Origin of the sequence: Cyanobium sp. PCC 7001, assembly GCF_000155635.1 — a bacterium.
Taxonomy (GTDB): domain Bacteria; phylum Cyanobacteriota; class Cyanobacteriia; order PCC-6307; family Cyanobiaceae; genus NIES-981.
This window is the reverse complement of sequence record NZ_DS990556.1, coordinates 2,009,094-2,033,635: the sequence shown is the minus strand read 5'-3', so window position 1 is coordinate 2,033,635 and position 24,542 is coordinate 2,009,094. Positions and strand designations below refer to the sequence as shown.

Annotated in this window: 27 protein-coding genes and 1 tRNA gene; 14 read left to right on the top strand and 14 right to left on the bottom strand. The window is 69.4% G+C overall.

Going from position 1 to position 24,542, the window contains the following annotated elements; genetic code table 11:
* Positions 1–11: 11 nt before the first annotated feature.
* Together guaA and cbiD are read right to left on the bottom strand one after the other, a co-directional pair.
* Positions 12–1,649, bottom strand: a complete 1,638-nt coding sequence (gene guaA, locus CPCC7001_RS10030; protein ID WP_225867226.1) for a glutamine-hydrolyzing GMP synthase — start codon at positions 1,647–1,649, stop codon at positions 12–14.
* Positions 1,650–1,718: 69 nt separating this feature from the next.
* Positions 1,719–2,852, bottom strand: coding sequence for a cobalt-precorrin-5B (C(1))-methyltransferase CbiD (gene cbiD, locus CPCC7001_RS10025; protein WP_006910266.1), 1,134 nt, complete (start codon positions 2,850–2,852; stop codon positions 1,719–1,721).
* Between the two features lie 89 nt (positions 2,853–2,941).
* Between cbiD and CPCC7001_RS10020 the strand changes: the two genes are divergently transcribed.
* Both CPCC7001_RS10020 and CPCC7001_RS10015 read left to right on the top strand, forming a co-directional pair.
* The gene (locus CPCC7001_RS10020; RefSeq protein ID WP_006910037.1) at positions 2,942–4,093 is read left to right on the top strand and encodes an alanine--glyoxylate aminotransferase family protein; all 1,152 of its coding nucleotides are present in this window, start codon (positions 2,942–2,944) and stop codon (positions 4,091–4,093) included.
* A 120-nt stretch (positions 4,094–4,213) separates the two neighbouring features.
* Positions 4,214–4,285, top strand: a tRNA-Gly gene (locus CPCC7001_RS10015).
* A gap of 140 nt (positions 4,286–4,425) precedes the next feature.
* Here the strand turns inward: CPCC7001_RS10015 and CPCC7001_RS10010 are convergent.
* Together CPCC7001_RS10010 and CPCC7001_RS15570 are read right to left on the bottom strand one after the other, a co-directional pair.
* Positions 4,426–4,635 (bottom strand): hypothetical protein, encoded by a 210-nt coding sequence (locus CPCC7001_RS10010; protein WP_006909925.1) that lies wholly within the window; start codon positions 4,633–4,635, stop codon positions 4,426–4,428.
* Between the two features lie 979 nt (positions 4,636–5,614).
* Positions 5,615–6,031, bottom strand: coding sequence for a hypothetical protein (locus CPCC7001_RS15570; protein WP_006911664.1), 417 nt, complete (start codon positions 6,029–6,031; stop codon positions 5,615–5,617).
* Here CPCC7001_RS15570 and CPCC7001_RS10000 point away from each other — a divergent pair.
* The 3 genes from CPCC7001_RS10000 to CPCC7001_RS09990 all read left to right on the top strand — a co-directional run bounded on the left by CPCC7001_RS10000 (position 5,970) and on the right by CPCC7001_RS09990 (position 7,484).
* Entirely contained in the window at positions 5,970–6,611 is a 642-nt protein-coding gene (locus CPCC7001_RS10000) for an AbrB family transcriptional regulator (RefSeq protein WP_369699348.1), read from the top strand. The genes CPCC7001_RS15570 and CPCC7001_RS10000 overlap by 62 nt on opposite strands.
* Before the next feature lie 170 nt (positions 6,612–6,781).
* Positions 6,782–7,102 carry a DUF6554 family protein gene (locus tag CPCC7001_RS09995; protein WP_006910130.1) on the top strand — a complete coding sequence of 107 codons (321 nt, stop codon included), beginning with the start codon at positions 6,782–6,784 and terminating at the stop codon, positions 7,100–7,102.
* A 37-nt stretch (positions 7,103–7,139) separates the two neighbouring features.
* Positions 7,140–7,484, top strand: coding sequence for a hypothetical protein (locus tag CPCC7001_RS09990; protein WP_050757110.1), 345 nt, complete (start codon positions 7,140–7,142; stop codon positions 7,482–7,484).
* A 25-nt stretch (positions 7,485–7,509) separates the two neighbouring features.
* On the opposite strand, the gene CPCC7001_RS09985 is transcribed toward CPCC7001_RS09990, so the two are convergent.
* The gene (locus tag CPCC7001_RS09985; protein WP_006909714.1) at positions 7,510–9,096 is read right to left on the bottom strand and encodes a DEAD/DEAH box helicase; all 1,587 of its coding nucleotides are present in this window, start codon (positions 9,094–9,096) and stop codon (positions 7,510–7,512) included.
* 74 nt (positions 9,097–9,170) lie between these two features.
* Between CPCC7001_RS09985 and CPCC7001_RS09980 the strand changes: the two genes are divergently transcribed.
* Positions 9,171–9,656, top strand: coding sequence for an HNH endonuclease (locus CPCC7001_RS09980; RefSeq protein ID WP_050757109.1), 486 nt, complete (start codon positions 9,171–9,173; stop codon positions 9,654–9,656).
* On the opposite strand, the gene CPCC7001_RS15205 is transcribed toward CPCC7001_RS09980, so the two are convergent.
* Complete coding sequence (locus CPCC7001_RS15205) at positions 9,602–9,889, bottom strand: hypothetical protein (protein ID WP_156796747.1); 288 nt, start codon at positions 9,887–9,889, stop codon at positions 9,602–9,604. The genes CPCC7001_RS09980 and CPCC7001_RS15205 overlap by 55 nt on opposite strands.
* A gap of 7 nt (positions 9,890–9,896) precedes the next feature.
* Between CPCC7001_RS15205 and CPCC7001_RS09975 the strand changes: the two genes are divergently transcribed.
* Positions 9,897–10,817: an SDR family oxidoreductase gene (locus CPCC7001_RS09975; protein WP_043369918.1), complete on the top strand. Its 921-nt coding sequence runs from the start codon at positions 9,897–9,899 to the stop codon at positions 10,815–10,817.
* On the opposite strand, the gene CPCC7001_RS09970 is transcribed toward CPCC7001_RS09975, so the two are convergent.
* Positions 10,772–10,945: a phage terminase family protein gene (locus tag CPCC7001_RS09970; protein ID WP_225867225.1), complete on the bottom strand. Its 174-nt coding sequence runs from the start codon at positions 10,943–10,945 to the stop codon at positions 10,772–10,774. The genes CPCC7001_RS09975 and CPCC7001_RS09970 overlap by 46 nt on opposite strands.
* Before the next feature lie 13 nt (positions 10,946–10,958).
* Between CPCC7001_RS09970 and pdxA the strand changes: the two genes are divergently transcribed.
* Positions 10,959–11,984, top strand: a complete 1,026-nt coding sequence (gene pdxA / locus CPCC7001_RS09965; protein ID WP_006910005.1) for a 4-hydroxythreonine-4-phosphate dehydrogenase PdxA — start codon at positions 10,959–10,961, stop codon at positions 11,982–11,984.
* A gap of 6 nt (positions 11,985–11,990) precedes the next feature.
* Here pdxA and accB read toward each other — a convergent pair whose 3' ends face one another.
* Positions 11,991–12,476, bottom strand: a complete 486-nt coding sequence (accB, locus tag CPCC7001_RS09960) for an acetyl-CoA carboxylase biotin carboxyl carrier protein (protein WP_006911643.1) — start codon at positions 12,474–12,476, stop codon at positions 11,991–11,993.
* Between the two features lie 5 nt (positions 12,477–12,481).
* The gene (gene efp, locus CPCC7001_RS09955) at positions 12,482–13,042 is read right to left on the bottom strand and encodes an elongation factor P (RefSeq protein WP_006909327.1); all 561 of its coding nucleotides are present in this window, start codon (positions 13,040–13,042) and stop codon (positions 12,482–12,484) included.
* 136 nt (positions 13,043–13,178) lie between these two features.
* Here efp and CPCC7001_RS09950 point away from each other — a divergent pair, with 136 nt between their 5' ends.
* The gene (locus CPCC7001_RS09950) at positions 13,179–14,258 is read left to right on the top strand and encodes a peptidylprolyl isomerase (RefSeq protein ID WP_043369917.1); all 1,080 of its coding nucleotides are present in this window, start codon (positions 13,179–13,181) and stop codon (positions 14,256–14,258) included.
* Positions 14,230–15,309 carry a thiamine-phosphate kinase gene (gene thiL / locus CPCC7001_RS09945; RefSeq protein ID WP_006910908.1) on the top strand — a complete coding sequence of 360 codons (1,080 nt, stop codon included), beginning with the start codon at positions 14,230–14,232 and terminating at the stop codon, positions 15,307–15,309. Before CPCC7001_RS09950 ends, thiL begins: the two co-directional genes overlap by 29 nt.
* Positions 15,310–15,346: 37 nt before the next feature.
* On the opposite strand, the gene CPCC7001_RS09940 is transcribed toward thiL, so the two are convergent.
* Positions 15,347–16,369 (bottom strand): type I glyceraldehyde-3-phosphate dehydrogenase, encoded by a 1,023-nt coding sequence (locus CPCC7001_RS09940; RefSeq protein ID WP_006911098.1) that lies wholly within the window; start codon positions 16,367–16,369, stop codon positions 15,347–15,349.
* A 252-nt stretch (positions 16,370–16,621) separates the two neighbouring features.
* Between CPCC7001_RS09940 and murC the strand changes: the two genes are divergently transcribed.
* The 3 genes from murC to CPCC7001_RS09925 all read left to right on the top strand — a co-directional run bounded on the left by murC (position 16,622) and on the right by CPCC7001_RS09925 (position 19,307).
* On the top strand, positions 16,622–17,998 hold the full coding sequence (murC, locus tag CPCC7001_RS09935; protein ID WP_369699362.1) for a UDP-N-acetylmuramate--L-alanine ligase: 1,377 nt from the start codon (positions 16,622–16,624) through the stop codon (positions 17,996–17,998).
* A gap of 4 nt (positions 17,999–18,002) precedes the next feature.
* Positions 18,003–18,902, top strand: a complete 900-nt coding sequence (gene murB / locus CPCC7001_RS09930; protein WP_006911596.1) for a UDP-N-acetylmuramate dehydrogenase — start codon at positions 18,003–18,005, stop codon at positions 18,900–18,902.
* Positions 18,903–18,965: 63 nt separating this feature from the next.
* Positions 18,966–19,307 carry a YbaB/EbfC family nucleoid-associated protein gene (locus CPCC7001_RS09925; protein WP_006910791.1) on the top strand — a complete coding sequence of 114 codons (342 nt, stop codon included), beginning with the start codon at positions 18,966–18,968 and terminating at the stop codon, positions 19,305–19,307.
* Between the two features lie 8 nt (positions 19,308–19,315).
* On the opposite strand, the gene rsgA is transcribed toward CPCC7001_RS09925, so the two are convergent.
* From rsgA to grpE, 4 genes are read right to left on the bottom strand one after another with little or no spacing between them, the layout of a single operon-like run.
* The gene (gene rsgA, locus CPCC7001_RS09920) at positions 19,316–20,455 is read right to left on the bottom strand and encodes a ribosome small subunit-dependent GTPase A (protein ID WP_006909420.1); all 1,140 of its coding nucleotides are present in this window, start codon (positions 20,453–20,455) and stop codon (positions 19,316–19,318) included.
* Complete coding sequence (locus CPCC7001_RS09915) at positions 20,415–20,669, bottom strand: sulfurtransferase TusA family protein (protein ID WP_006910611.1); 255 nt, start codon at positions 20,667–20,669, stop codon at positions 20,415–20,417. Before CPCC7001_RS09915 ends, rsgA begins: the two co-directional genes overlap by 41 nt.
* Before the next feature lie 4 nt (positions 20,670–20,673).
* Positions 20,674–21,798: a molecular chaperone DnaJ gene (dnaJ, locus tag CPCC7001_RS09910; protein WP_006909613.1), complete on the bottom strand. Its 1,125-nt coding sequence runs from the start codon at positions 21,796–21,798 to the stop codon at positions 20,674–20,676.
* Between the two features lie 2 nt (positions 21,799–21,800).
* Entirely contained in the window at positions 21,801–22,574 is a 774-nt protein-coding gene (gene grpE / locus CPCC7001_RS09905) for a nucleotide exchange factor GrpE (protein WP_369699347.1), read from the bottom strand.
* 84 nt (positions 22,575–22,658) lie between these two features.
* On the opposite strand from grpE, the gene CPCC7001_RS09900 reads away from it, so the two are divergent.
* Positions 22,659–24,524 (top strand): GspE/PulE family protein, encoded by a 1,866-nt coding sequence (locus CPCC7001_RS09900; RefSeq protein ID WP_043368916.1) that lies wholly within the window; start codon positions 22,659–22,661, stop codon positions 24,522–24,524.
* Positions 24,525–24,542 lie beyond the last annotated feature (18 nt).

The following is a 24,542-nucleotide window of genomic DNA, read 5'->3' as shown; positions in this document are numbered from 1 at the left end:
CTACCGGGGTCTCACTCCCACTCGATCGTGCCCGGGGGCTTGCTGGTGATGTCCAGCACCACCCGGTTCACCCCCTTCACCTCGTTGACGATGCGGTTGGAGATCGTTTCCAGCAGGTCATAGGGCAGGCGCGACCAGTCGGCGGTCATGCCGTCTTCGGAGGACACGCAGCGCAGCACCACCGGGAAGGCATAGGTGCGCTTGTCGCCCATCACCCCCACACTGCGCACCGGCAGCAGCACCGCGAAGGCCTGCCAGATGCTGTTGTAGAGCCCGGCATCACGGATTTCCTCGCGCACGATCAGATCGGCATCGCGCAGGATGTTGAGCTTCTCGTTGGTCACCTCGCCGAGGATGCGGATGGCCAGCCCGGGCCCCGGGAACGGATGGCGACCCACGATCTCCTCGGGCAGGCCAAGCGAACGCCCCACCTTGCGCACTTCGTCCTTGAACAGCTTGCGCAGCGGCTCCACCAGCTTGAACTGCAGATCCTTGGGCAGCCCGCCCACGTTGTGGTGGCTCTTGATCTTCACCGCCACGCGCTCACCGGTCTTGGGATCCACGTTGGTGCCCGCGCTCTCGATCACATCGGGATACAGCGTTCCCTGGGCGAGGTAATCGAACGGCCCGAGGCGCTTGCTCTCCTCCTCGAACACCCGGATGAACTCGGTGCCGATCAGCTTGCGCTTCTCCTCCGGATCGGTGACGCCCTCCAGTCGGGCGAGGAAGCGCTCGCGGGCATTGATGTATTCCACATTGATGTGGAACCGCTTGTCGAAGAACTCCACCAGGAACTCGGGCTCCCCTTTGCGCATGAAGCCCTGGTCGATGAACATGCAGGTGAGCTGGTCACCGATCGCCTTGTGCAGCAGGAAGGCGAGGGTGGAGGAATCCACGCCGCCGGAGAGGGCCAGCAGCACCCGCTTCTCGCCCACCTGACGTCGCACGTCGCTCACCGCCTCCTCGATGAAGGCGGCCGTGGTCCAGTCGGCTTCGCAACCACAGATGTGGTAAACGAAATTGCGGATCAGGGCCATGCCGCAGGTGGAGTGCACCACCTCTGGATGGAACTGCACGCCGTAGAGCTGGCGACCGTGGTGCGCCACCGCCGCTTCGGGGGTGTTGTCGGTGTGGGCCAGCCGCACGAAGCCATCCGGCAGCTGTTCCACCGAATCGCCATGGCTCATCCACATCGTGGAGCCGGGTTCCACGTTGGTGAGCAGGTCGACCGGGTCATCCACGTGCAGGGGGGCCTTGCCGTACTCGGCCCTGCCGGCTGCCACCACTGAGCCGCCGAGCTGCTGCACCATCAGCTGCATGCCGTAGCAGACCCCCAGCACGGGAATGCCGAGATCCCAGAGCCCGGGATCGCACACGGGAGCCCCGGGCTCGTACACCGAGCCGGGCCCGCCGCTGAGGATGATGCCCTTGGGGCCGATCGCCCGCAGCTCCTCGGCGCTGGTGGTGTAGCTCATCACCAGGGAGAACACCTCGGTTTCGCGCACCCGCCGGGCGATCAGCTCCGAATACTGGGAGCCGAAATCGAGGATCACGATGGCCGGCGGGCGGCTGGACTGGGACGCCGCATCGACGGGACGGGTGGCTTCCAGCACCGCATCCGCAGGCGGGGTCGGGGGAGCGGCGGTCATCGGCAGCACGGGGCCCGGGTCATTCGAGCCAGCCTAGGGGCCTCCCTGAGAGCCATCAGGCCGGCGGCATCAGCGCGAGGGCGCCGCCAGACGGTGCAGCAGCGCTCCACCCTTTGGGCCCTGGGCGCAGATCCGGCGGCTGCGGTCGAACAGCACGGCTCCCACCGCCATGCCCTCCTGGCCATAGCGGGCCAGGTAGGCACCGCTGCGCTCCTCGATCGCTGCGGCGATGCGGCAACGCAGCCGCCCGGCCAGGGCGGCATCGCGCCGCTGCAGGCCGGCGAGGGCCGCCTCCACCGTGGCCGCCTGATGGAGCGCCTCGAGGGCGGGGCCGCTCAGCCCTTCCAGTGCCGCCAGGGCGGTGAGCACTTCGGCCCGCCCGTCGGCCAGGTGGTGATGGGTGTGAAAGATGCCGCCGGCCAGTTTCAGCAGCTTGCCCTGGTAGCCGAAGAGAAGCAGGTCGGCCACGCCGCCCTCGGCGGCTGCCACCAGCAGCGGCCCGAGCCAGTTGCCGGCCTTCACCAGCCGGTCTGGGCTCACCCCCAGCCGCGGCGCCAGATCCAGGCCGTTCTCCCCGATCACCAGCACCAGGGCGCCATCGAAGTCCGGGGATCGCACACGATCGCGCAGGGTGTCGAGGGCCGCCTGCAGCTGGTCGGGAGCGGCACTCCTCTGCACCACAGCCTGGGTGCCGATCAGGGCCAGGCCATCCACCACCCCGAAGGCCGCATTGCTGGTGCGCTCCGCCAGGCGGCGACCCGCCGGAATCAGCAGATGGAGCTCCAAACGCCGATCGGCCGGCAGCAGGGGTTCGAGTGTGCGCTGCAGCAGTTCCCTGGCATAGGTGGACAGGCACGGGGCGCCGGAGGCCACCACACCCACCCCCTCGCCGGCCACCAGCTCCAGCCGCTCCCCGGGATCCTGCCGCCAGCGGGCCTGCACCCACACGGGCTGATCGCGGGTGAGGTCGAGCACCTCTGGACCGGGATCCGCGCGGGCGGCCGCCAGCACCCAGCCACCGGCCAAGGGGGCCACGGCCTCCACCGGCACCGGCGTGGGCGAGGCTCCCGGCTCCAGCTCCAGCGGCTGGTGGGCTGCGAACGGCTCGCCAAGCAGAGCCTGCACCGCGGCCCGTGCCGCCGCCGCCAGCCACACCGGCAGGATGAAACCGGATGGGGGCGGAGGCGAGGAACCGTCGACCATCAGTGGAGCCGGTTGGCCAGGAGACCGTTTTTTACATTGGTCGATCGCGCCGCTCTGCCGCCGCGCCCTCCCTCGACACCGCAGCACCCATGCAGGACAAGCTCACCCTGATGATTCCCGGCCCCACCCCGGTGCCGGAGAGCGTGCTGCTGGCCATGAGCCGCCATCCGATCGGCCATCGCAGCGCCGATTTCCAGACGATCGTCAAGCGCACCACCGAGCAGCTGCAGTGGCTGCACCAGACCAGCGGCAACGTGCTGGTGCTGGCGGGCAGCGGCACGGCCGCCATGGAGGCCGGCATCGTGAACGTGCTCAGCCGGGGCGACACGGTGCTGTGCGGCGACAACGGCAAGTTCGGTGAGCGCTGGGTGAAGGTGGCGAAGGCCTACGGGCTCGACGTGCAGGTGATCAAGGCGGAGTGGGGGCAGCCCCTCGATCCGGAGGCCTTCCGCAGCGCCCTCGAGGCCGACACCGGCAAGCGGATCCGGGCCGTGATCCTCACCCACTCGGAAACCTCCACCGGCGTGATCAACGACCTGGAGACCATTGCCGGCCACGTGCGCGCCCATGGCACCGCGCTCACCATCGCCGATTGCGTCACCAGCCTGGGCGCGTGCGATGTGCCCATGGAGCGCTGGGGTCTGGATGTGGTGGGCTCCGGCTCCCAGAAGGGCTACATGATGCCGCCGGGCCTCGGCTTCGTGGCCATGAGCGAGCGGGCCTGGGCGGCCTACGACCGCTCCGACCTGCCCAAGTTCTATCTGGACCTGGGCAAGTACCGGAAATCGGCCGCAGGCGACAGCAATCCCTTCACGCCGCCGGTGAACCTCTACTTCGCCATGGAGGCCGCCCTCGACATGATGCAGCAGGAGGGGCTGGAGGCGATCTTCGCCCGCCATGCCCGTCACCGGGCCGCTGCCCAGGCCGGCATGAAGGCCATGGGCCTGCCGCTCTACGCCGCCGAGGGCCATGGCAGCCCCGCCATCACCGCCGTGGCGCCCGAGGGCCTCGACGCCGAGGTGTTGCGCAAGGCCGTGAAGGAGCGCTTCGACATCCTGCTGGCCGGCGGCCAGGACCACCTCAAGGGCAAGGTGTTCCGCATCGGCCACCTGGGCTTCGTGTGCGACCGGGATGTGCTCACCGCCGTGGCAGCCATCGAGGCCACCCTGCAGGGCTTGGGCCAGCACAAAGGAACGGTGGGGGCCGGCGTGGCCGCCTGTGCGGCCGTGCTGGCAGGCTGAGCCGGCAGGGCACAACCACCATTGGGGGCTGGCCTGACCGGCGCAGCCCCTTGCTAGCCTCACGCCGCTGGCCTCAGCGGGGGAATCAACCCCACCTCAGGAGCCCGTTTTCTACACCTTGCGGGTGTAATTCAGTGGTAGAATGTCAGCTTCCCAAGCTGAACGTCGCCGGTTCGAGTCCGGTCACCCGCTTCCGTTCAGCCCTCACAACAACCTCAGAACATCGAGTTCGCGAGATTAGAGCTCGCCGTACGGAGAGCATGCGTCCGGTATCCCGGGGGATACCGCCGGTGCTTCCAGCATCCTGCTTCAGGTGCTTCAGGCGTTCCGGCTCACGCGCGGGGCTTGATCAGCTGCAGCACCTGGGGGCCTGTGTTGGCGAGACGACGTTCACATCGGAGCGCCTGGAGGATCGCGCGGGCGGCTTCGTCGAGCTGACCAAGGGCGGCAGCTTGCCTGGCCTGACTGTCGTGATGGGAGATCTGCTGCTGCAGGGACAGCCGAGGTTCGGGGTTGGTGGGCAGCCGCAGGGATCGGGACACGGGTGGGGCGCCGGCAGTGGTGGCGTGACTCGATCGCGGAGGGGAAGCGAGGCTCGGGGTCATCGAAGGGACGCGAACGTCAATGGGATCCGATGGGATCGGAGTGAAGCTGGGATCTGAACAGAGCGCTGAACGGTGCCTGAATCTTCAACAAGCTGCAGGGTGGGGAGAGCCAATCGCCAGGGCGTGATTGCCGACCCAGTGCTGTGAATCACAGGGATGGCGGAAGGATCGTGGAGTATCCCGCTCGACCGCCGGGCGTGGGAGCCGTGATCAGCGACGTGGTCGTGATCGAAGCTGGCTCGGATTGGAGGCACAGGGCATTGGAGGCCATGTGATTCAACCCGAAGGCCATTGGTCTTTGAGTTGAAGTGTACCCTTTTCAAGCATCTCTTGCCTATGGCTGTGTCGGCATGTCACAGGCCTTTGCTTCATCCAGACAGTCGTTTAGGCACTCGTTCCAGGCCTTGGTTCTCTGGAGCCACGGCGGCATCAGAACCAACGTCTCGCCTGCGGTGAACTCACCACCCATGAGTGAGCGACACCGTCCATCACCGCTTGAAGCCATGCCTCTCAGCCACGGCCCCGACGCTGGCCTGCCGGCGGGCACCGTCACCAGAGATCCAGGGGCCCCGGGACACACGGCAACGGCGTGGCTCCAGGCAGGTCAGCCAGAGCACGGGGCCAACAGGGCGCTCAGGTGCCCGGCTCGACCCCGCCTTCTCCGAGCATGGCGATCTGGGCTCTGAGCGCCGTGCAACGCTCACGATCACCCTGGCTCAGGGCGACGGCGAGGGCGAATTCGAGCTTTTCACGCTGATGGTCACCCTCGACGCTGGCAGCTCGCGGGCGGCCTCCGGCGCGGTGCGCGGCGGACGGCACCGCATGGGTGGAGTCTGAGTGAGAAGGAGCGGGGAAAGCCATGTTTCACTTTCTTTCCATTCTGCCACCACCCACCAGTGCATGCTGAGGGTGGTTCCTAAGCCGCCCGCTGGAACGGCTCCGATGGCGTGAACAGTTCACTGTCCGGAGCGGCATCGGTTTCCGCCTGCATGAAGGGGGCCTCCTCCGAGGGGCCCTCCAGGAGGGGTTCACTCGGGGATTCGCTCGGGGGTTCGCTGCCCAGGGCAGCGGTGTCCTGCTCCGGCTCCTCCACTCCGGTCTCATCCAAGCCAAGCAGGGCGCGGCAGTCGAAGAGCAGGCGCTCCACGTTGTCGAGACTGCTCACCTCGCGCAGATCGGGCTCGGCGTCCTGCTTCAGACGGCTGCTGAGCTGCAGCTCCATGGCCTGAAGCCGCTGTTCCATCACCACCAACCTTTGGGAGAGGGCGTGAATGGTCTGGGCCAGATCTTCCGTGTTGCGGGTGATCCGGAAGGAGACCGAGTCGGGTGCCATGACGAGAGACACGGGCCCCGATGAGAGCACACATTCCAGGCCCAGCCAAGGTCAGACTGGGCCGATGAGCCATCCCTGGAACCTGATTCTCTACGCCTGTGTCGGGATGGCCGGGGGTCTGCTGGCCCTCCGCACCGGCATCCCTGCCGCCCCACTGGCCGGCGCCCTGCTGGCGGTGGGTCTGGTGAGCATGAGTGGCCGGCTCGAGCCCGCCGCATGGCCGGTGGGCACCCGCACCGTGCTGGAGATCGGCATCGGCACCGTGATCGGGGCGGGCCTCAGCAGCGCCGTTCTGGAGCAGCTGCAGCAGCTCTGGCGGCCGGCGCTGGTCATCACCCTCACCCTGGTGCTCGCGGGTCTGGCGATCGGGCTGCTGTGCAGCCGCCTGCTCGGAGTGGATCCCACCGTGGCCCTGCTGGGAGCGGCTCCGGGGGGGATCAGCGGCATGAGCCTGGTGGGGGCCGAGTTCGGGGTGGGGGCGGCGGTGGCGGCCCTGCACGCGATCCGCCTGATCACGGTGCTGCTGGTGCTGCCGCTGGTGGTGCGGCTGATGCTGCCGGACAGCCCGGGCGCCCCCTGACGCCCGGCTCTCGACGCACCCCGCCCCGATCGATACGTTGGGCCCTGCTGACCAGACCTGAAGCCATGGCCCTGCGCCTTCGGTTCGTCCTTCCCCTCCGCCCGCGGCCCTGGTGGCTGCCGCTCGGCCTGGTCCTGGCGGTGGTCCCGGCAGGCGGAGCGTTGGCACAGATGGGGGATGGCGGCGGCGGCCTGGAGGGGGCCGGGCCCAAGGGGGCCCAGATCTATTGCTTCATGCGCGGCAACGGCAACAACCACCAGGTGAGCTGGGATGCGTCCTACGCGGTGATCAAGCGCCAGAGCGACCAGCTGTTCAAGACCTCCCCGGAGCATGCTGCAGTGATGATCACGGAAGCCGTGGTGCAGAACCCCGGCTCCTTCCCCGACTGCGGCCGCTACCTCGGTGACCTGTTCACAAAACCCGACCCCGTCGAGGTGGCCCCGGCTCCGGTCCAGGGCAGCACCCGCAGCGAGCGGCTGGGCACCTACTGACGGCCTTCCCCGCTCCGGAACGCTCCTGGCCTGGGGGTTGGCCTGCCTCGTTGCCGGTTGCGCCGAACAGCCACTGCCCGTGGAGGCCATCCGCCGTGATGCCTGCCTGCGCAATGTGCGGCTGGAGCAGCTGCAGGAGCAGATCAAGCGCTGCGACGCCGTGGTGGAGGCTTTCCCCGACGACCCTGCACCCCGCAACGACCGCTACCTGCTCCACAGCCTGGCCGGCAACGACAAGGCCGCCTGCCAGGACCTGCGCCAGGCGGCGAAGCTAGCGAAGGCGATACCGGCCGAGCGGCTCGATCCCCAGCTGCGCAGTGATCTGGAGGTGCGGCAGCAGCTCTGCGATCCGGCCGGGCCCGCTGGTGCGCCTGCGCCCTGAGCCTGCCCCGCATCGGGAGCGGAGCTCACCACTCCCGCATCAGCTGCCGCACCATCGCCGCCAGACTCCGGCGGCGCAGCTGCTGCTCACCCCGCTGCAGCAGCAGGGCGATCCGTTCGGCCTTGCTGGCGATCAGACCATCCACCAGCTGATCGGCCACACCCAGCTGCAACCAGTGGCAGCACAGGGGCGCCCCCATGCCGATCCGGTGGCAGCGGTCTTCGGCCTGTTCCGCATCGCCCGGGGTCCAGGGACGCTCGATCAGCACCACATGACGGGCCCGGTGCAGGGTGAATCCGAGGCCGCCGGTGCCGAAGGTGGCCACCAGCAGCGGCTGCCGGCCAGCCTGAAATCCATCGACCAGGCCCTGCCGCTGGGCCGGGGGCAGGGCACCGGTGAGCAGAACCCCGCCCAGTTGGGCGTGCAGCAGGCTGGCGGTGCTGCGGAACGCGGTGAACACCACCACCGGTTCCCCCCGGGCCAACAGGGTGCTGATCAGGGTCCGGGCCGCCGGCAGCTTGTAGTCCGATGCAATCTGGCGCAGGGCCGTCAGCACGGCCAGCACTTCGGCGTCACGGCGCACCTCCCCCCGGGCGGCCCGGCGGCGGTAGTCCTCCACCTTGCGCTGGAGGCGATGCTGGAACCCCCTGGCGGCGGCGGTGTCCAGCTCAACGGGGATGCAGCGGCGCTGCTTGGGAGGCAGATCCAGACAGTCCTGCTTGAGGCGATGCAGCAGCAGCGGCCGGGTGAGGCGATGCAGCTCGGCGAGGTTGCTGGCGCCCGTGGCCTGCCACACCCGGCGGCCACCCTGGTCGCGCCAGTGCCCTTGGCAGAACAGCTCCTCGTAGGCGCGCTGCTGCCGTGCCAGGGGATGGTCGATGGCCGCCAGCAGGGGGAAGAGCTGGGCCGGCCGGCCATTCTTCATCGGGGTGCCGGTGAGCAGCCAGATGGCCCGCAGCCGCGGGTGGCGCGCCAGCCGCAGCAGGCCCTGGCTGCGGGCCGTGCGGGCGTTCTGGGCGTAGTGAGCCTCATCCACGATCAGCACGGTGCCGGCGGGGGGCAGCTCCGGCGGCAGCCGCGCCCAGCTGTGCAGTTCCAGCTGGAGCCCCAGCGCCAGGCCCTCGGCGCGCCAGTGGTCATGGAGACCGGCCGGAGCCACCACCAGGATGCGGCAATCGGCGCAGCGCACCATCGCCCGGGCGGCCACCAGGGAGGAGAGCGTCTTGCCCAGGCCCATGGCATCGGCCAGTACGGCGCCGCGCCGGGCCAGCAGCCAGCGCACGGCGGCCCGCTGGTGGGCGAAGAGGGTGCGGCCGTCGGCCAGGGGCTGATCCGCGGCTGCCGCCCGCACGAGCTCCCGATGGGGGGGCAGCGGCGGCAGCGGCTGGGCCAGCCAGGACAACCAGCGCTCCAGCTCGGGCTCCAGGGGAAAGCGGCCGGCCAGCTGGGCCTGCAGGGCCGCCGCAGCCTCGAGGGGAAACTCCCAGCAGCGGCGCTGCGGCAACCAGGTGCCCCGCGGACGAATCGCCCGCAGCTGGGCACTCGTGACCGCATCGAAGGGGCTGATCACCTCGATCCGTCCGGAGGCCCCCAACCGCAACAGGCAACGCATGCGCGGAATGGCAGTCCACGACACATTGCCACCCTGGACACTGCCGGCAAACTCCCGTCAACCGAGCCACGCGAATGCAGGCCAGGGATTGGGCGTCACGTCACGCACCAACCAGAGACGCGGTGTTTCTGGATGAACTCTGTCCCAAATTGCGAGCGCGCCGCTGGCGCCAATCCCTCCACCAGCTCACCCAGCAACGCTGCATCTACTGCGGCTGCCGCTCCGAATCCATCGACCACGTGCTGCCCAAGAGCCGGGGTGGTCCGAGCGTGAACGAGAACTGCGTGCCCGCCTGCCTGGCCTGCAACGGCCGCAAGGGAGACAGCGAGGCGTTCAGCTGGTACCGCCAGCAGTCCTTCTACGACCCCAGGCGTGCCGTGGCCATCCGGGCCTGGACCCAGGGCGACATGAAGCTGGCTGCGCGGCTGCTGGAGTGGACGGCCCCAGACCCCGCCGATGGCCAGAACGGGTCCTGCGCGGAGTCGCCCGCCGACGGGCAGGAGCCTCACCAGACCCGGCAGGCCACAGGGCCGTTGTGGCGCTGGCAGATGGCGGCCTGATCCTGAGCAGCCTCCGGGGCGGCCAGCAGCGCCGCCGTGAGCATGCACCCGGCGAGCAGGCCAGGCAGGGCCCGCTCCCACCGGCCCACCACGGGAAGCATGGCGGCCGAGGCCTTCATCCCCTGGCCGGGGAGCCGGATCGGGGCAGAGAGGCTGGACTGGCAGGTGCGGCAGGCCCGCGCAGATGGAAGGCCAGCATGGGGCGGAGCCACCAGGGGGGAACGGAGTGCCATGGAGACGATGGAGAGTGATACAGATGTACTGACGGCAGGCTCGCCTGTCAACCCCGTGGGCCGGCTGCTGGTGGTCGGGGCCGGCTACACCGGCCGGCGGCTGGCCGCGGCCGCTGCCCGGCAGGGGTTCGAGGTGGTGCAGACCAGCCGCCGGCCTCCTTCGGGCGCAACGCCGGGCCCCTGGCTCCGGTTCGACACCCAGGGAGGAGTGATTCCTGAACCGGCCGACCTGCAGAGAATCACCCACCTGTTCGTGTCGGTGCCACCGGATGGGCAGGGGGGTGATCCGGTGCTGCGGCTGCTGGAGTCAAGGCTGGGCGCTCTGCCCCTGGTCTGGGCCGGCTATCTCTCCACCACCGGGGTCTACGGCGACACGGCCGGCGCCTGGGTCGACGAGAGCGCTCCCACCCCGGCGCGGCCCGGGCGCAGCCAGGCCAGGCTGGAGGCGGAACAGGCCTGGCTGGCCAGCGGGCTGCCCCTGCAGATCTTCCGACTGCCGGCGATCTATGGGCCGGGCCGGACCCCGTTCGAGGCCCTGCGCTCCGGCACCAGCCGGCTGATCCACAAGCCTGGCCAGGTGTTCTCCCGCGTCCACGTGGACGACATCGTGGGGGCCGTGCTGCACTGCCTGGCCCTGCCGGCGGAGCGCCGCCCCACCCTGCTCAACGTGGCGGATGACGAGCCCAGCTCCTCCAGCGAAACGCTGGCCTACGCGGCCCATCTCCTGGGCTGCCCCTTGCCGCCCCTGGAGCGCTTCAGCAGCATCGAAGCCAGCCTGAGCCCGATGGCCCGCAGCTTCTGGCAGGAGAATCGACGCGTCAGCAACCGGCGGCTGTGCCGGGAGCTGGGCTACCGGCTGCGCTACCCCAGCTACCGCGAGGGTTACCGGGACTGCTTGTCCTCCAGCAAGGGTGAACCCTTGGGATAACACTTGGTGGGCTCCTCGGGGTCGCAGTCGAAGGGCATGCCCAGATCCCGCATCATCAGGCCCCAGCGCAGCTGCAACCACCCCCGGTTGAACCCCGTGCCGAGGCCGAACAACAGCAACCCGAGCATGAACCAGCGCAGCATGGGCGTGCAGACCCTCTTTCCCGTCCCATCCAACTCCCATTCCGGCCGTCTCGCCATCGCCCTGGGAGATCCGGCGGGGATCGGGGCCGAGGTAACCCTCAAGGCCCTGGCCCATCCGGCGGCCCGCGGCCTCGAGCCGGTGCTGGTGGGGTGCCGGCGCTGGCTCGAACAGGACTACGCCACCCTGCGCCAGCGCAGCACCGTTCCCCTGCGCGACCCGGCCGAGCTGGAAGTCCTCGACCTGCCGCTGACGGAGCCGGCCCGGGCGGGACAGAGCACCCCAGCCTGCGGCGACGCCGCCTTCCACTGGCTCACGGCCGCGGCTGAGCTGGTGCAGCAGGGCTCCTGCCGGGCTCTGGTGACCGCACCGATCTCCAAAGCCAGCTGGCACGCGGCCGGGCACGTCTACCCCGGCCAGACCGAACGCCTGGCGGAGCTGGCCGGGGTCGATGAGGCCTCGATGCTGTTCACGGCCCGGGCTCCCCACGGCCACTGGCGCTTCAACACGCTGCTGGCCACCACCCATATCCCGCTGGCGTCAGTGGCCGATGCGCTCACGCCCCAGCGCCTGCAGCAGCAGCTGGACCGGCTGCTGGCCTTCTGCCGGCGCTTTCGGCCACGCCCCAGGCTGGTGGTGGCGGGGCTCAACCCCCACGCCGGAGAAGGGGGCCAACTGGGGCAAGAGGAGATCGGCTGGATCATCCCGGCACTGGCCGAATGGCAGGAACGGCATCCGGAGGCCGAGCTGGTCGGCCCTCTGCCACCGGACACCTGCTGGCTCAGCGCGGCAGCCGCCTGGCAGGGACAGGGCACTGGACCGGATGGGTACCTGGCTCTCTACCACGACCAGGGCCTGATTCCAGTGAAGCTCCTGGCCTTCGACGCCGCCGTGAACACCAGCCTGGGGCTGCCGTTCCTGCGCACCTCACCGGATCACGGCACCGGCTTCGACATCGCCGGAGCCGGCGTGGCCAGAGCCGAAAGCATGCGCGCAGCCCTCAGCACCGCCTTCGAGCTGGGATGAGCCAGCTCAGGCGGGTTTGACGCGCATGAGCACCTGGCCGAACTCCACCGGGGTGCCGTTCTCCACCAGGATCTCCACCACCTCCCCACTCACCTCGGCCTCCAGCTCGTTCATCAGCTTCATGGCCTCGAGGATGCAGATGGTCTGGCCCACCTTGATGCGGGCGCCCAGCTCAACGAAGTTGGGTTCGCCGGGAGCAGGGGCGCGGTAGAAGGTGGCCACCATCGGCGCCGTGATCTCCACCAGGTCGCTGCGGCTGGCGGCGGCCGCCGGTGGGGGAGCCGACGGCGACGGCGGGGCGGCGGCGGGCGCCGGGGCGGGGGGCTGGGTCTGCACGGCCGGAGCCGGGGCCATCACCGCCACCGGAGCCGATCCGGGCAGGTTGCGGCGCACCTCCAGACGGAAGTCGTCGCCTTCGAGCCTGAGTTCCTGAATGTCGCTGTCGCCGAGCAGGGCGAGGAGCTTGTGGAGCTGATCGTGGTCAAGCTGCATGGCGATCAGTTCTCCCGCCCGAGATAGCTGTCGGTCCGGGTGTCGATCTTGATCTTCTCGCCGATGGAGAGGAACAGGGGCACCATCACCTGGGCTCCGGTCTCCACGATGGCGGGCTTGGTGCCGCCGGTGGCGGTGTCGCCCTTCACGCCGGGATCGGTCTGGGTGATCTCCAGAACCACCGAGTTGGGCAGCTCCACCTCCAGGGGTTTGCCGTTCCAGGACACCACGTTCACTTCCATGCCCTCCTTGAGGTACTTGCGGCTGTCACCGATCTGTTTGGCGGTGAGCCGGGTTTCCTCGAAGCTGGCCATGTCCATGAACACGTAGTCGTCACCCTCCATGTAGGTGTGCTGCAGGGTGCTCTTCTCAAGCACGGCCTGGGGCACCATCTCGCCGGCCCGGAAGGTCTTCTCCACCACGTTGCCGCTCTGCACAGCCTTGAGCTTGGTGCGCACGAAGGCCGAGCCCTTGCCGGGCTTCACGTGCAGGAATTCAACGACCCGCCAGACCTGGCCATCCAGCTCAATCGAGGTACCGGTACGAAAGTCGTTGCTGGAGATCATTCCGGCGGTTCGGATCTGGCGGATTGTACGGCTGGCTACCGGCCACGACCCTGAAACCTTCCTGTCCAGCGGCCCGTGGCGCCGGGGAGCTGTGCCAAAGTCCGGCAAGCGTGATGGGGCTGCGATGGTGGCGCGCATGGCATCAGCTCGGGTCATTGGCTGGGTGGCCTGGGTGCTGGCTCTCTGCCTGAGTCTTCCACTGGCCCCCACGCCCGCCGGGGCCGCCCTGCCCCAGGGCAATGCGGTGAAGGATCCGGCCGCGATCCTGCGCAATGCACTGCCGGTGGAGGCGCCGCAGTTGCAGGAGCTGCAACACCGGCTGGAAGACACCAGCACCGATCTGCGGGCGAAGCGGTGGTCAGCCCTGAACTCCACCGTGCAACGCAGCCAGTCGCTGCTGACCAGCCGCCGCAGCGACATCCTGGCGCGCTTCGCGCCGGAGGATGCCGACCGGGCGGAGGCCCTGCTCGACCAGCTCGAGGTGGAGCTGCAGAGCCTGGCCGCCGGCGCCCAGGCCCAGGACCGGGAGGCCTTCCTGAGCTCGCGGCGCGAGGCACTCGCCACGATCGGGACTGCCGAAGCCCTGCTGGTGGGACCCTTCCCGTTCGCCATCCCCAGCGAATTCGACGCCCTGCCACGGCTGCTGGGACGCGCCACCGTGGAGCTGGAAACCACCAGGGGATCCCTCACGGCGGTGGTGGATGGCTACAACGCTCCCCTCACCGCGGGCGCGTTCGTGGATCTCGTGCAGAAGCGCTTCTACGACGGGCTGCCCTTCATCCGCGCCGAGGACTTCTACGTGCTCCAGACCGGCGATCCCGACGGTCCGGCCGACGGCTACACCGACCCCGCCACCCAGCAGGTGCGGAGGGTGCCGCTCGAGATCATGATTCCCGGCGAGTCGGCCCCCTTCTACAACCAGACCTTCGAGGATCTGGGCCGCTACAAGGCCACCCCGGTGCTCCCCTTCGCCACCCTCGGGACCCTCGGCTGGGCTCACTCGGACCAGCATCTCGATGACGGTTCCTCCCAGTTCTTCTTCTTCCTCTACGAGGCGGAACTCACCCCGGCGGGCCTGAATCTGGTGGATGGCCGCTATGCCGCGTTCGGCTACGTGGTGGAGGGCGGCGAGGTGCTGGAGGAACTGGGCGTCGATGACAGGATCCTGCACGCCCGGGTGGTGGAGGGTGCCGAGAACCTGCAACCCCACGCCTGATCCTCGGCCTGATCCTCCGTCCGATCCGTCAGGGGACCCGACCCTGGCAGAGCTGGGCGAGGCAGGGCTGATCGAACGGCTGGCGGCCTTCGCGCCCCCCGGCCAGTTTCAGGATGATGCGGCCGTGCTGGATCTCGGCGACAGCCGGGGCCATGGCCTGGTGGTGAACACCGATGTGCTGGTGGAGGACGTGCATTTCAGTGCCGCCACCACCGAACCCTTCCACGTGGGCTGGCGCGCGGCCGCGGCCAACCTCTCGGATCTGGCGGCAATGGGCTGCACCGGCGCCAGTGGACTCACGGTGGGGCTGATTGCCCCCGCCAGCACCCGTTGGAGCTGGGTCGAGGCGGTCTACGGGGGACTGGGTCGCTGTCTGAGCGCCCATGGGGGCGGGAACCTGCTGGGGGGAGACTGCAGTTCAGGCCGGCAGCGCATCCTGGCGGTCACGGCCCTCGGCACCCTGGCAGCCGCAGGACCCATTCGCCGGACCGATGGCCGCCCGGGCGATGCCCTGGTGTGCACAGGGCCCCACGGGCTCAGCCGCCTCGGGCTGGCCGTGCTGCGGCAGGAGCTGACGCCGTCCGAGCTGGGCATGCTGCCGGCGCAGCTGCTGGATCGGGCCGTGCGCGCCCACCGGATGCCCGAGCCCCGCTTCGATGCCGTGCAGGCCCTGGCGGCCAGCCAGCCTGCCTGGCTGCCCTGGCGCGTGGGAGGCACCGACAGCAGTGATGGGCTGGCGGCCGCCGCCCGGGCCGTGGCGACGGCCAGCGGCTGCCAGGCCGTGCTGCAACGGGGAAACCTGCCGATCGAGCCGGCGATGGCGCCCCTCGGCAAGGCAGAGACCTGGTGCCTGAACGGGGGGGAGGACTTCGAGCTGGTGCTGGCCCTCGATCCCCACTGGGCGGACGGCCTGCTGCAGCTGGTGGCCGGATCGCGTCGCATCGGGCACCTGGCCCCGGCCGCCGCTGCGGAACCGGGCCTGAGCTGGGACGGCGGGGATGCTGCCCCGCTTCAGGAGCGGGGGTTCAGGCACTACGCCGAAGAAGGCTGACGGCACGTCTGAGCCAGGCGGACAGCGCCGCCAGGGCTCACTTCCAGTTGCGGGCCACCACTTCAGCCAGGTCCACCACCCGCTGGCTGTAGCCCCACTCGTTGTCGTACCAGCAGATCACCTTCACCATGTTGTCGCCCATCACCAGGGTGAGGTCGGAGTCCACGATCGTCGACTCGTCGGTGCCGGCGTGGTCGCTGGACACCAGCGGCAGATCGGAGTACTTGATGATGCCCTTCATGCCGTTCTCGGAGGCGGCCTTGAGGGTGGCGTTCACCTCCTCCCGGGTGGTGGAGCGGCTCACTTCCAGCACCAGGTCGACCACCGAGACGTTGGGGGTGGGCACCCGCAGGGCGATGCCGTTGAGCTTGCCCTTCATCGGCGGATAGACCAGGGCCACGGCCTTGGCGGCACCGGTGCTGGTGGGCACGATGTTGATGGCGGCGGCGCGGGCACGACGCAGATCGCGGTGGGACGCGTCGAGGATGCGCTGATCACCCGTGTAGCTGTGGGTGGTGGTCATCGTGCCCTTGACGATGCCGAAGGCCTGATCGAGGGTCTTCACGATCGGCGCCATGCAGTTGGTGGTGCAGCTGGCGTTGGAGACGATGTCCCAGTCGTCGTGGCGGTATTCGTGGTCGTTCACACCCACCACGAAGGTGCCCACGCCCTCGCCCTTGCCGGGAGCGGTGATCAGCACCTTCTTGGCCCCGGCCTCGATGTGCTTGCCGGCCCCGGCCTTGTCGATGAACACGCCGGTCGATTCGATCACCAGGTCCACACCCCACTCCTTCCAGGGGAGGTTGAGGGGGTTCCGGTCCGAGAAGCACTTGATCGTGCGGCCGTTGACGACGATGGCGTCATCGGTGTAGCTCACCTCGGCGTCCCGGATGCGCCCCAGCATCGAGTCGTACTGGAGCAGGTGGGAATTGGTGCGGGGATCGGAGGTGTCGTTCAGGCCCACCACCTCGATGCCGGTGTTGGCCCCACGGCTCAGCCAGCAGCGCATGAAGTTGCGACCGATCCGGCCGAATCCATTGATCGCAACCTTCAATGTCATGGCAAATGAGCGGAAAAACCGCTAGTCAGGGGAGATTTGGCTGCCGATCATACAGAAATCACCTGCTCACCCCCCCTTGCGGCGCCTGGACACCGGATCGACGATGGCCGCAGACGCAGCATCTCGTAATGGTGCGACGGGCCCCGGGCGACCTAATTTCGCCTGGAGCAGCTTCCCGGTTCGGAGACGACCTTGATCCCCCAGCTTGATCGCCACCAACCGCTGCACTTCATCGGGGTCGGGGGCATCGGCATGTCGGCCCTGGCGGGGATCCTGGCCGAGCGGGGCTTCGCGGTGAGCGGCTCCGATCCCCGTGACAACGCGGTGCTCTCCAACCTGCGCCGGCTCGGTGTGCGCGTGTTCCGGGAGCAGAGCGGCAGCACGGTGGCGGCCATCTGCAGCGGCACCTCCATGGCGCCCCTGGTGGTGATCAGTTCCGCCGTGCCGGAAACCAATCCCGAACTGAAGGAAGCGCGCCGGGTGGGGCTGAAGATCTGCCACCGCTCCGACGTGCTGGCAGCCCTGATCCAGAACCAGGCCTCGATCGCCGTGGCCGGCAGCCACGGCAAGACCACCACCAGCAGCCTGATCGCCACCCTGCTGGCAGCCACGGGGCACGATCCCACCGCCGTGATCGGGGGCATCGTGCCCGCCTTCGGCAGCAACGGCCGCAGCGGCAAGGGGCGGCTGCTGGTGGCCGAGGCCGATGAGTCGGACGGCTCGCTGGTGAAGTTCAAGCCCGGGCTGGGTGTGCTCACCAACGTGGAACTGGACCACACGGACCACTACCCCGACCTGGAGGCCCTGATCGGCACGCTGCGCCGTTTCGCCGGCCGTTCCGGCCGGCTGCTGGCCAACCACGACTGCGCGATCCTGCGGGAGCATTTCGACGCCCAGCACTGGTGGTCGATCACCACCACCGAGGGGATCGACTTCGCGGCCGTCGCCCTGGAGGAACGGGGCGACGGCACCACCGCCGAGTTCTACGAGCAGGGTCAGCCGGTCGGGAGGATCTGCCTGCCCCTGCCGGGCCGCCACAACCTGAGCAACGCCGTGGCCGCCCTGGCGGCCTGCCGCCTCGAGGGCGTGGCCTTCGCGGAGCTGCAGCGGGCCGTGGCCGGGCTCAAGCCACCGGGGCGCCGCTTCGATTTCCGCGGCATCTGGAACGGCCGCCTCGTGGTGGACGACTACGCCCATCATCCCAGCGAGGTGGCGGCCACCCTCGGCATGGCCCAGCTGATGGTGGGCAGCGGCCGCAGTCCCTTGCCCCAGGTGCCGCGCCGCCTGGTAGCCGTGTTCCAGCCCCATCGCTACAGCCGCACGGCCCAGTTCCTGCCGGGCTTCGCCGAAGCGTTGCGCAACGCCCATACGGTGCTGATCGCTCCGCTCTACGCCGCCGGCGAGGCCCCGATCGACGGAGTGAGCAGCCAGGCCCTGGCCGAGGCGATTCGAGCTCTCGACCCCACCTTGCCCGTGATGGTGGCGAGCAGCCTCGACGAACTCGCCGTGCAGGTGGCCGGCTGCAGCGTGGAGGGGGATCTGGTGCTGGCCATGGGGGCCGGCGATGTGAACAGCCTCTGGGACAGGCTCGGCCAGCTGCCGGATCCAAGCCTCGAGCTGGTCGCTTAGCGCGATGATCGCCCCCTGCGCCCCTCCCTCGGGTCTGCGCCAGGCCATTCCGTTGCAGCCCTACACCACCTGGAAGGTGGGGGGGGCGGCTGAATGGTTCGGCGAGCCTGCCTCGGATGAGGAGCTGGTGGCCATGGCCGCCTGGGCCTGGCGGGAAGGGCTGGTGCTGCGCTGCATCGGCGCCGGCTCCAACCTTCTGATCGCCGATTCCGGCCTGGAGGGTCTCACCCTCTGCAACCGCCGCCTGCAGGGCAGCTGGATCGAGGCCGGCAGTGGCTGGGTGGAGGCGGCGGCGGGGGAACCGATTCCCACCCTGGCCCGCAAGGCGGCCCGGGGGGGCCTGAGCGGCCTGGAGTGGGCGGTGGGCATTCCAGGCACCGTGGGTGGTGCCGCCGTGATGAATGCGGGCGCCCAGGGAGGCTGCACGGCGGAGTGGCTGCACTCGGTGCGGGTGCTGGATCCAGCCCGGCCGGAGCAGCCCTTCGAGCTGGAGGCGCGGGAGCTGGAATTCGCCTACCGCCACAGCCGGCTGCAGCAGGAACCGTTGATCGTGCTCTCGGCCCGCTTCCGGCTCGAACCGGGCCACGACCCGGCCGCCATCAGCCAGCGCACCAGCAGCAACCTCCACAGCCGCACCAGCACCCAGCCCTACCAGCAGCCGAGCTGCGGCAGCGTGTTCCGCAATCCCGAACCGCAGAAGGCCGGACGGCTGATCGAGGAGCTGGGTCTCAAGGGCCTGCGCATCGGCGCCGCGGAGGTGTCCACCCTCCACGCCAACTTCATCGTGAACACCGGCGACGCCAGCGCCGCTGACATCGACACCCTGATCCGCGAGGTTCAGCGGCGCGTGTTGGCCCACCACGGCATCGCCCTGCATCCGGAAGTGAAACGGCTCGGCTTCTAGCCCGACGCCAGGCGCAGGCTGCTATGAGGTGCCGCTTAGCCTGGGGACTGCTTTCGTGACGGCATGGCCGGCTTCGGACTCCCCAATTTCGGTCAGCTCACCGAGGCCTTCAAGAAGGCCCAGGAACTGCAGCAGAACGCCCAGAAGCTCCAGGAGGAGCTCGATGCGATGGAGCTCGAGGGGAGCAGCGCCGATGGTCGGGCCAGCGTGTGGCTGTCGGGCAACCAGCAGCCCCTGCGGGTACGGCTGGCACCGGAGCTGATGGCCGACGGTGCCGAGGCCTGCGAAGCGGCCGTGCTGGAAGCGCTTCAGGCGGCCTATGCCAACTCCACCGGCACGATGAAGGGCCGCATGGAGGAACTCACCGGTGGACTGAACCTCAACCTGCCCGGGCTGGGCGGCTGAGCCAGAGCTCAGCCTGATGCGGGGGGACCGCCCTCCGCCTCCTCGGGTGCAAGGACTTCCGCCTCGGCCGCGGCCCGCTGGCGCTGGGAGCGGCGGGAGAGCCGGCGCAGCCGCGGGGCCAGCCTCGGTTCCAGGCCATCCCCGCGCCGCCGCACAGCGGACTGGGGAGCAGCGGCCGAACCGCGCGGGTCCCGATGCTGCTCCTGCTCGATGGCCTCGAGGCACTGGCTGTAGTGCGGCCACCGCTCCCAGTCCATCCCGACGGAGCAGCCGGGCTCGCCCCGGTGCAGGCAATCGCTGAAGCGGCAGGAGCCCGCCCGGGCCAGCTGGCGGCGCACTTCCGGGAAGAGGGGTCCGAGCAGCTCGGGTTGCCGGGGCAGCGCAGGCCGGTTGAAGCCGGGTGTGTCCGCCACCAGAGCCTGGGGACCGATGCCGAACAGCTCCACATGGCGGGTGGTGTGGCGCCCCCGTTGCAGCCGGCCGGACACGGCGGCCACCCGCAGCGCCAGTTCAGGCACCAGGGCATTGAGGAGGCTGCTCTTGCCCACCCCGGAGGGCCCGCAGAGCACGGCGATGCCGGGCTGGCTCAGCTCCCGACGCAGCGCCTCGAGCCCTTCGCCGCTGGGGACCGCCAGGGCCACGGGTGGATAGCCCCAGCCACGCACCCTGCGACACCAGGCGTCCCTCTCGGCCGGTGGCACCAGGTCGGCCTTGGAGAGCACCAGAAGCACCGGAGACCCGCAGGCCTCGGCGGTGATCAGGAAGCGGGTGAGCTGCAGGGGATCTAGGGCCGGTTCCGCCAGGGAGGCCACCACCACGATGCGGGAGACATTGGCCACCGCGGGGCGCTCCAGCCTGCCGTGGCGGGGGTGGACCGCCGCCACGGCACCGCGGCCGGCCCGCCAGTCGATGCCATCGACCCTGACCCGATCACCCACGCAGATGGCCAGCCCGCTCTTGGCGAGCCGGGTGCGGCGGGTGCAGAGCAGGCGGGTGCGGGCTTCAGGCCCCGGCTGGTCGAGGCCCACCATGGCGTAGTTGGCCTGCATGGCCACCACCAGACCGGTGGCGCTGGTGCTCCATGCCAGCGGCGCGTCGGCGTCCTGCTCAGCCGCCATCACGGCAGACCAGAAGGCGGACCGCCGCATCGGCGGCTTCGGGGTGGGGCCCGCTCACCACGGGGTGACCCGCCTGCCTCAGGCCTGCGATCACCATGTCCTCCGGCTCGCCCCGATCGAGATCCAGCTGCAGCCAGGCCCCGGGGTCCAGGGTCTCCAGGGCCAGGGTCGCCCGGATGTAGTTCAGCGGGCAGGGTGTGCCGCGCAGATCGAGGCAGGCGCTGGGCTCGGCGGGAGAGGGCACGGGGCTAGTCGCGATGGCCGAACAGGCCGCCGAACAGACCGCTCTTGTGGTGGTGCTTGTGCCCCCTGCTGGTGTGATGGCCGGCCAGCTGCTCCAGCAGGTCCTTCTCCTCGCTGTTGAGCCGCGTGGGCAGCTGCACCTTCACGCTGAACTGGTGGTTGCCGCGAGCCACGGGATTGCCCAGCTTGGGCACCCCCTTGCCCTGGAGGGTCAGCACGGCACCCGGCTGGGTGCCCGGAGGGATCTCGAGCGGCTCGGGGCCATCCACCGTCTCCACCTCGATGGTGTCCCCGAGGATCGCCTGGAGGTAGTTCAGCACCACGTCCGACTGCACATGGATACCGTCCCGACGCAGGTGGGGGTGGGGCTGCACGGAGAGGAACACGTAGAGATCCCCAGGCGGCCCGCCCCGCTGGCCGGCGTTGCCCTCCTGGCCCACCCGCAGGCGCGTGCCGGAATCGACTCCGGCGGGAATGTTGATGCGCAGCTTCTTGCGCACCTGCTGCAGCCCCTGCCCGCCGCAGGCGCTGCAGGGGTCGGCGATCACCTGGCCCGTGCCCTCGCAGGTGGGGCAGGGGGCCACCTGGGTGAAGCTGCCGAAGGGTGTGCGGGTGGCGCGGCGCACCTGGCCCACGCCGGAGCAGGTGCCGCAGGTGGTGGGGCCGGCCCCCTCCCGCGCTCCCGAGCCCTTGCAGGTGCTGCAGGTTTCAAGATGGCGGATCTGCACCTCCTTCTCGATGCCGAACACGGCCTCCTTGAAGCTGATGGTGAGATCGAGCCGCAGGTCGTCGCCTTGGCGGGGCCCGCGGCGCCGCGGGCCTCCGGCACCGGCCGCTCCTCCGAAGCCGCTGAAGAAGGTCTCGAACAGGTCGGCGAAGCCACCCATGTCGGCCATGTCCGGCATGCCGCCGCCCCCCAGCCCGGCTTCGCCGAACTGGTCGTAGCGGGCCCGCGTCTGGGGATCGCTGAGCACCTCGTAGGCCCGGCCGATCTCCTTGAACCGGTCCTCAGCACCGGGTTCCTTGTTGATGTCGGGGTGGTACTGGCGGGCGAGCCGGCGGTAGGCCCGCTTGAGGCTGTCGGCATCGGCGTCACGACTGACGCCGAGGAGGTCGTAGTAATCCGCCATGGTCAGGCCCCGGGGGGTGGGGCGGGCTGGTCCTCAGGTCCTGGGGCCTGACCGGCCGGAGGCTGGGACGGCGCACCGGTGGGACCGGGCCCCATCGACACCTTGACCAGGGCATGGCGCAGAACCCGGCCGTTGAGGTGATAGCCCCGCTGCAGCTCCTCGATCACGACGTCTTCGGCGTGGACGTCGCTGGGTTCCCGCAGCACCGCCTCGTGCAGGGTCGGGTCGAAGGGCTCACCCTCCACCCGCATCGGCGACACCCCCAGCTGCTTGAACACATCCACCAGCTGGCGGTAGAGGCCCTGGTAGCTGCGGTGCAGGCTCTGGGCCTCCTCGTGCTGGGGATTGAGCTGCTGGCGGGCCCGATCGAAGTTGTCCAGCACCGGCAGGATTTCGCCGAGGGTGGAGCAGGTGATCTGCAGACGCTGGTCCTCGCTGTCGCGGCTCTGGCGCTTGCGGAAGTTGTCGAAGTCGGCGGCCAGGCGCATGTACTGGCCGTTGAGGGCCTCGTGCTGGGCCCGCAGGGTGGCCAGTTCCTGCTCCATCTCGGCGACCCTGGCGTCGTAGCCCTGCTGTTGGGGATCGGCCGGCGACGGGCTGTCTCCCTCGGGGGTCACCTCCGGAGCGGTCCCACCGGCATCGAGATCCGCTCCGTCGGTTCCGGAGACGGAACCCTCGGAGCCCATGGGGCCACCGGTCCCGTCCCCGGGTTGCACCTCAGGCTGAAGATCCTGTCCGGGGTTGGTCTCAGGACCGACCACAGGTTCACCGCTCATGAGTGACAACCAGCAACTTTGGATCTAAACATGTTGGAGCTCCAACGGAGCGCTCACAACGGCGGAAGCCCGCACCTCGGGACCATGACTCTGAGCCCCTCCAGACCCGTGCCCGACGCGCTGAGCACCGAGCAGCAGCGTCTCGAGGTGGAATTGCTGCTGGGCCAGCCCGTGCTGAGCCAGGAGGATCTCCTGCAGCAGCGGCCGGAGGACCCGGTGCTCAGCGTCGAGGAATGGCGGGAGCTGGGGGCCTGTCCGGTGGCCCGGGACGGCGACACGCTCGTGGTGGCGGTGCCGAGTCACTGGGGATCGGAACCCCGCCAGGCCGTGGCCACCAAGCTGGCCTCCCGGGGCACCGGCAGCCGGCTGGTGCTGGCTCTGGCGGCCGACATCGCCGCAGCGCAGGAGCACATCGGCACGCCCCCCCCCACGGCCCCTGGCCCAACCGATGCCTTGGGCTCGGACACCATCGCCAGCTGGGACGCGGAGCCTGAGGCGAGCCAGGAGCCCGAGGACGCCACCCCTCCCAGGCCCCGCTCCCTCACCCGTGACCTCGCCATCCCCACGGCCATCGGGGAGCTGCAGGAGGTCAACGACCTGGAGGATCTGGAGGTCAGCGAGGCCGAGGCCAGCTCCACGGCCAACGCCTCACCGATCGTGAGTCTGGTGGACCGGATTCTGATCGAGGCCCTCACCAGCGGCGCCAGCGACATCCACATCGAGCCGCAGGACACCACCATGGAGATCCGCTTCCGGATCGACGGGGTTCTGCAGAAACATTTCGAGGATCTGCCGAGGAGCCTGGTGCCGGCAGTCACCTCACGGGTGAAGATCATGGCCGACCTGGACATCGCCGAGCGGCGCATGCCCCAGGACGGACGCATCCGCCGCATGTTCCGGGGACGGAAGATGGATTTCCGCGTCAGCACCCTGCCGACGCGCAACGGTGAAAAGGTCGTGCTGCGTCTGCTCGACAGCGGCGCCACCCAGCTCGGGCTGGACACCCTCATCACCGATGCGAACGCCCGGCAGAGCCTGCGGGAACTGGGAGCACGGCCCTACGGAATGATTCTGGTGACCGGACCGACCGGTTCCGGTAAGTCCACCACCCTGTACGCCCTGCTGTCGGAGCGCAACGACCAGCACATCAACATTTCCACGGTGGAGGATCCGATCGAATACACCCTCCACGGCATCACCCAGACCCAGGTGAACCGGGACAAGGGCCTCGATTTCTCCACCGCCCTGCGCGCCTTCATGCGGCAGGATCCCGACGTGCTGCTGGTGGGTGAGACCCGCGACCTCGAGACCGCCAAGACGGCCATCGAAGCCGCACTCACCGGCCACCTGGTGCTCACCACCCTGCACTGCAACGACGCGGCCAGTGCCATCGCCCGTCTCGACGAGATGGGGGTGGAGCCCTTCATGGTCAGCGCCTCCTTGCTCGGGATCGTGTCGCAGCGGCTGCTACGACGCGTCTGCAGCCGCTGCCGGATCAGTTACCGCCCGGAACCCGAGGAACTGAGCCGTTTCGGATTGCTGAGCAGCAAGGAAAGCGACGTCACCTTCTACCGCGCCAAGTCAAACACGCCCGGCAGCGAAGACTGCTGTCCCGCCTGCAACGGCAGCGGCTACAAGGGCAGGGTCGGGGTCTACGAAGTGCTGCGCATGAACGACACCATCGCGGCGGCGATCGCCAAACGCCAGACCACCGATGTGATCCGCCGGCTGGCACTGGAGAGCGGCATGAAGACCCTGCTCGGCTACGGCCTTCAACTGGTGCGCGAAGGCCACACCACCCTCACCGAGGTGGAACGGATGCTTCTCACCGACTCCGGCCTGGAGAGTGAGCGGCGCTCCAAGGCCCTCAGCTCACTCACCTGCAGCGGATGCGGAGCGGGGCTCCATGACGACTGGCTGCAATGCCCCTATTGCCTCACCGAGCGCTGAGACGGACAATCCCGGTAC